Origin of the sequence: Persicitalea sp. (genome assembly GCF_041751555.1) — a bacterium.
Classification (GTDB): Bacteria; Bacteroidota; Bacteroidia; order Cytophagales; family Spirosomataceae; genus Persicitalea.
The window spans coordinates 1-4,921 of record NZ_JBGSXF010000366.1 but is presented as its reverse complement, the minus strand read 5'-3'; the positions used below and the strand labels follow the sequence as shown (position 1 = coordinate 4,921).

General features: G+C 51.7%; 6 protein-coding genes. 1 reads left to right on the top strand and 5 read right to left on the bottom strand.

The window, feature by feature from the left end:
• Positions 1–136: 136 nt before the first annotated feature.
• From ACEW8P_RS13185 to ACEW8P_RS13175, 3 genes are all read right to left on the bottom strand, one after another.
• Entirely contained in the window at positions 137–799 is a 663-nt protein-coding gene (locus tag ACEW8P_RS13185; RefSeq protein WP_373513543.1) for a thiamine diphosphokinase, read from the bottom strand.
• On the bottom strand, positions 796–1,629 hold the full coding sequence (gene mazG, locus ACEW8P_RS13180) for a nucleoside triphosphate pyrophosphohydrolase (RefSeq protein ID WP_373513542.1): 834 nt from the start codon (positions 1,627–1,629) through the stop codon (positions 796–798). The genes ACEW8P_RS13185 and mazG overlap by 4 nt, the downstream gene beginning before the upstream one ends.
• Before the next feature lie 116 nt (positions 1,630–1,745).
• Entirely contained in the window at positions 1,746–2,837 is a 1,092-nt protein-coding gene (locus ACEW8P_RS13175) for a hypothetical protein (RefSeq protein ID WP_373513541.1), read from the bottom strand.
• 98 nt (positions 2,838–2,935) lie between these two features.
• Between ACEW8P_RS13175 and ACEW8P_RS13170 the strand changes: the two genes are divergently transcribed.
• A complete protein-coding gene (locus ACEW8P_RS13170) occupies positions 2,936–3,664 on the top strand; it encodes a hypothetical protein (RefSeq protein ID WP_373513540.1) in 729 nt (242 codons plus the stop codon).
• Between the two features lie 44 nt (positions 3,665–3,708).
• On the opposite strand, the gene ACEW8P_RS13165 is transcribed toward ACEW8P_RS13170, so the two are convergent.
• The gene (locus tag ACEW8P_RS13165; protein ID WP_373513539.1) at positions 3,709–4,074 is read right to left on the bottom strand and encodes a four helix bundle protein; all 366 of its coding nucleotides are present in this window, start codon (positions 4,072–4,074) and stop codon (positions 3,709–3,711) included.
• 67 nt (positions 4,075–4,141) lie between these two features.
• Positions 4,142–4,921, bottom strand: a 780-nt coding sequence (locus ACEW8P_RS13160; protein WP_373513538.1) for a cation:proton antiporter, incomplete at its 5' end; no start/stop codon positions are given.

Genomic DNA, 4,921 nt, shown 5'->3' with positions numbered 1-4,921 from the left:
AGCGAAACGCCCGTGTAGCCCTGCTGCGCCAGTCCGAAAAGAAAGCTGTCTTTTTGAGAAGAGGGATTGAAATGGTGGATGAAGACGAGCCAGGCCGCCACGGCCCGAAGGCCGGTTAGCGCGGGGATGTATTCTTTTAATCCCAACACTCCATAATTAGCAAATCACCTGACTTCGCCGAAATACGCACAAACCCATCGACAGCCGCTTCATTGCTATTTCCAGAGCGGTAGCCTAGCCTAAGTACCTCGTCATTCAGGTTGTACTTCAAGCCACTCGTCACGATGCCGCTTACTTCGCCAACGGGAATCAGCGAAATCGGGGTTCTGGCGGTGTACCATTTTTCGAAAGTACCCACAAGCGGGAAAATCTTGGAATAGTCATCGTACATCACGAGTTGGATAACGGATTTGTAGCGCACCAAATTAGTAATGTTGGTAATGGCGTGGTCGGCGCGGCGGCCCGTGGCCCAAACGATGTTGGCCGCCGGAAAGCCGCGTTCGATCAGGAAGTCGATGGCTTTTTCAAGGTCGGTCTTGTCTTGGTCGGGCGTGGGGACGATTTCCAGCGGGTGCTGCCGGGCGCGAATAGCGTCGAAATCATGGTCGTGGTCGAAATCGCCGAGCCAGGCGTCCACCTTGATTCCGCGGTCAAGTACCCGGTAAATGGCGTGGTCAAGTACCACTACGAACGGACTCCATTCCAGCAGTTGGCCAAGCATTTCGTCGCTGCACGCCTCGCCGTTGGCGATGATGAGAGCGGGTTCCTGCTTCTCGCGGACGATGTGGTGCGAACTCACGACTGCATTTCGGTTTTGGCGCGGTTCCAGTATTCGTCCATTTCGGGCAGCGTCATATCGGTCAGGGCTTTGCCATCGGTTTTGGCGTGTTCCTCCATGAACTGGAAGCGCTTGATGAACTTCTTGTTGGTGCGTTCCAGGGCGGTTTCAGGGTTAAGATCTACGAAGCGGGCGTAGTTGACGAGCGAAAACAATAGGTCACCAAATTCTGCCTCGGCCTCTTTCTGATCCAGCATGGCGTCACTCTCAGCATCGAAATGAGCCTTGAACTCCTGCATTTCTTCCTGCACTTTTTCCCAGACCTGACTTTTCTCATCCCAGTCGAAGCCCGCGCCCCGCGCCTTTTCCTGAATCCGCATGGCCTTCACCAGCGCGGGCAGCGACTGCGGTACGCCCGAAAGCACCGAGCGATTGCCCTCTTTCAGTTTCAACTGCTCCCAGTTTTGCTTTACTTTTTCTTCAGTGTCGGCAACCACCTTGTTTCCTTCCGCATCGGCGTAAATGTGCGGGTGGCGCGAAATGAGTTTATCACAAATCCCGTTCAGCACGTCGGCGATGTCGAATGCGTCGGCTTCTGAGCCGATTTTGGCGTAAAAAACCAGGTGTAGCATCAGATCACCCAGTTCCTTTTTGATCTCGGGTAAATCGTTATCCAGAATTGCATCCGACAACTCATAGGTTTCTTCGATGGTCAGGTGACGCAGGCTTTCCAGCGTCTGCTTACGATCCCAGGGGCATTTTTCCCGCAGGTCATCCATGATGGTGAGGAGGCGGTCGAAAGCTTTTAGCTGAGATTGACGGTTGACCGGCACGTCGGAGCGGGTTGGCATTTGACAGTTATTTTTTGTGAAAACATTTTGTGAAACTCTGCGCAAACTTAGTGAAACCGCGTCGCTCAGCAGCAGCTGACCGTCGGCGCACCGCTCTGTGACCGAAAATTGTATAGTCAAGAAGTAAACTCCCCGTAAAGCACCTCATACTCCAACAACAAAGTCCAGCAGTGCGCCTCGCACGTCCAGTTCATGTGGAAAATTCTGTTGGCAGCCAGTTTGTAAATTTCCGGCGACTCATAGGCCGTTAGTAGTCCGGCGATAAAAAAGTAGAAGCCTTTGAAATCCCGTTCCGTGAAATTTTCTACCGCAATCCGGGGGGGAGCTTGTCCCAGGCGCAAGAGCGAGGTCGCCAGCAGTACTTTGTTCATTGGGCGCGTCTCGATACGCATTAGTTCCTGAGTATCTTGTATCAGCTTAGCCTTGACGGGTTGCAAAGCGGGCGGATCGAAAGCTGCCATCAGCCTCGCCACATGATAAATGATGAGTGCGGTAGTTGGATATTGATGGGCGCAGCGGAATGGCTTGGTACGGTAGCGATCGGTTTCGATCACGGAGCGAATGTAGAGCAAACTGTGGGCGTCGTGCTGGTTCAGGGGTAGTTTGTAGTGAAAGATGCAATACAGAATATTGCTCAGCACGCAGGCGTCGAACTCAATGTACATATTCTTGCCAAACCAGGTCGAGTACGCCCGCAGCCTGCGGTACTTCGGATCGGTGTTTTTGATCCACTGCTTGCTCCCGTTGGCGTGTTGGGCGAGTTTGTCTTTGAGCCAAAGTAACTCCTGAGGCGTGGGATCGTCGGTGAGATAGACAAATGCCGTGTCGTCCACGTCGTCGGGAATACGAAAATGCCCGAAATGGCGGAATATGAAACCATTCGGAAAGTGGCGCGAAGGCTTGGTTTTCCAGAAGTTATAGGTTTTTAAACCATCCTTATTCTGAAAATCAGGGTAGTTTTTTTTGATCTTGGCCAAAATCAAATCCACTTGGTTTTGCTCCCGGGGTTTCATTGCATCCCGCAGTGATTGGAGTGTGAAGGCGATAACCACCGAAAAGAAGAGCGTGGTATCGGGCCGCAGGTAGGCGAGGTAAGGGTTGTGGCGGTAGGCAGGGAAGAGTCCCTCCGGAAAGTGAAGTTCTCCCCGAGATTGCTGCCAGGCGATTTTTTTCAAAAAATCCAATGAACTCGAATATACTTTTCCCATATGTGACTAAATACTTCCCTCACTAACAATGGGTTACAAAACTGGCATCATAATTGATAACTTATTGGGTAGAAACCTTAAAACTAACTACTACTGCAATGAAACGTCTATTACTTCCACTCGCCATTCTGGGGCTGCTTTCAGGCAAGGCTATGGCCCAGCAACGTACTTTCATCCTTTCAAATATCGACCACAAGGGCTTCGTCAGCCTGACGGCGGGCTACAGTCTACCGGGTTGTAACACGCCTTTTGGCAAAAATACGGAGAATATAATGGGGGTGGGCCAATTCGCACAGACTTCGGTCGGTTACCGCTTTGGCCACCGCTTGGGCGCGGTCGCGAGCTATTATTACGGGGTCAATACCATTCAACAGGACGCACTGTTGAATTTACTCGGTAAAAACGCAGACCCTGCCGACTGGGACAGCAAAGCCACCAACTGCAACCTGCAAAGCCTGATGGCTGGCCCCATGCTAACGGTTCCGGCCGGTCGCTTCCAGTTCGACTTCCAGCTCACGGCGGGCGTGGCCCAATCCACGAGTTCGCGCATGGAACTGAACTGGCGCGGCCAGGAGCAGGCCATTTCTTATACGACCCCGGCCCAAACTACCCGCACTTTTGCTGCGGGAGCCGGAGCCACCGCCCGCTTCAAGCTCAATCGCTGGCTGGCAGTACATACTTCCCTGAACTACATCACCGCCGATCTGAAATACAGCGATTTACAACAGGAAATCCGCCTCGGCAACCAGCGTTCCTTCGAATCTCTCAATTCTCACCAGCCCTTGGGAATGTTGAATTGGGGAACGGGGGTTAGCTTTATTTTTTAGAGTGGCAAAGTTAAAGAGGCACAAAGTTCCAAAGGCACATAATGTCAATGGGGATTGCTTTTTATCTTTTGGACTAAGCTAGAAAGCATTCTCTCTATTTCGCGGCTTTGGAGATGTAAGAGATCGTATTCTTCCTTTGGTAAGTAGTTTAAGTTGAAGGTAATCTCAATTTGGGTTTGTGCTTCATAAAGTGAGCCAATGGCTATCTGCAAAAATCGAATATAATCTCCGGTGCTCCTGCGGCCATAGCCTTCAGCAATATTGCTGGGAATCGAAATCGCAGACCTGCGAATTTGAGACGTCAGTCCGAATTGTTCCGTGCCAGGAAATACCCCTGTCGATTTGTATACACTCGTCACGAACACCATAGATTTCTGCCAAACTACTAAGTCACGATACGTATTTATCATTAGAAGCTTTTTACTTTGAAAACGCGCGAAAGCTCACTTTGTGCCTTTGGAACTTTGTGCCTCCCTTTCACAACCCATACTTCGCCTTCACCCGCTTCACGATTGGCCCTAGCGTAATGCCCTGGATCAAAATGGCGAAGATGACGATGCAATAGGTAATAGCCAAGATGATGTCTTTACTCATGGCGGCGGGGAGTGAAAGAGCCAGGGCGATGGAGATGCCGCCGCGCAGGCCGCCCCAAGTCATGATGAGTGGCGTGCGGGGCATGAAGTTGACCGAGCGACGCAGAGCCAAAATGGGAATGGAGACCGACACGAAACGAGCGAAAAGGGCGATGATTATACCGATAACGCCCGCTATCCAGTAGTTGTCGAGGAAAGGAATGATCACAATTTCGAGGCCGATCAGGACGAACAAGAGCGCGTTTAGTGATTCGTCCACCAACTCCCAAAATTTATCCAGGTACTCAACCGTCTCGCTCGACATGGCCTCCGAGCGCCCTTTGTTACCGATGAACAAGCCCGCTACCACTACCGCCAACGGCCCCGAAAAGTGCAGGCTCGCCGCCAGCGCGTAGCCGCCCATGACCAGCGCCAGCGATAAAAGTACCTCGGTTTGGTAGTGGTCGATGGACTTCATCATTTTGTAGGTTACGTAACCCAGTACCGCTCCCAGAATCAGCCCGCCGCCTACTTCTTCGCCGAACAGCAACGCCACTTCGCCGGGTGTTACCTGATCGACGCCCAGGGTGGCTACTTCCAGAATGGTCAGGAAAATAACTACCCCTACACCGTCATTGAACAGCGACTCGCCCGTAATGACGATTTCCAGATTTTTGGGAATCTT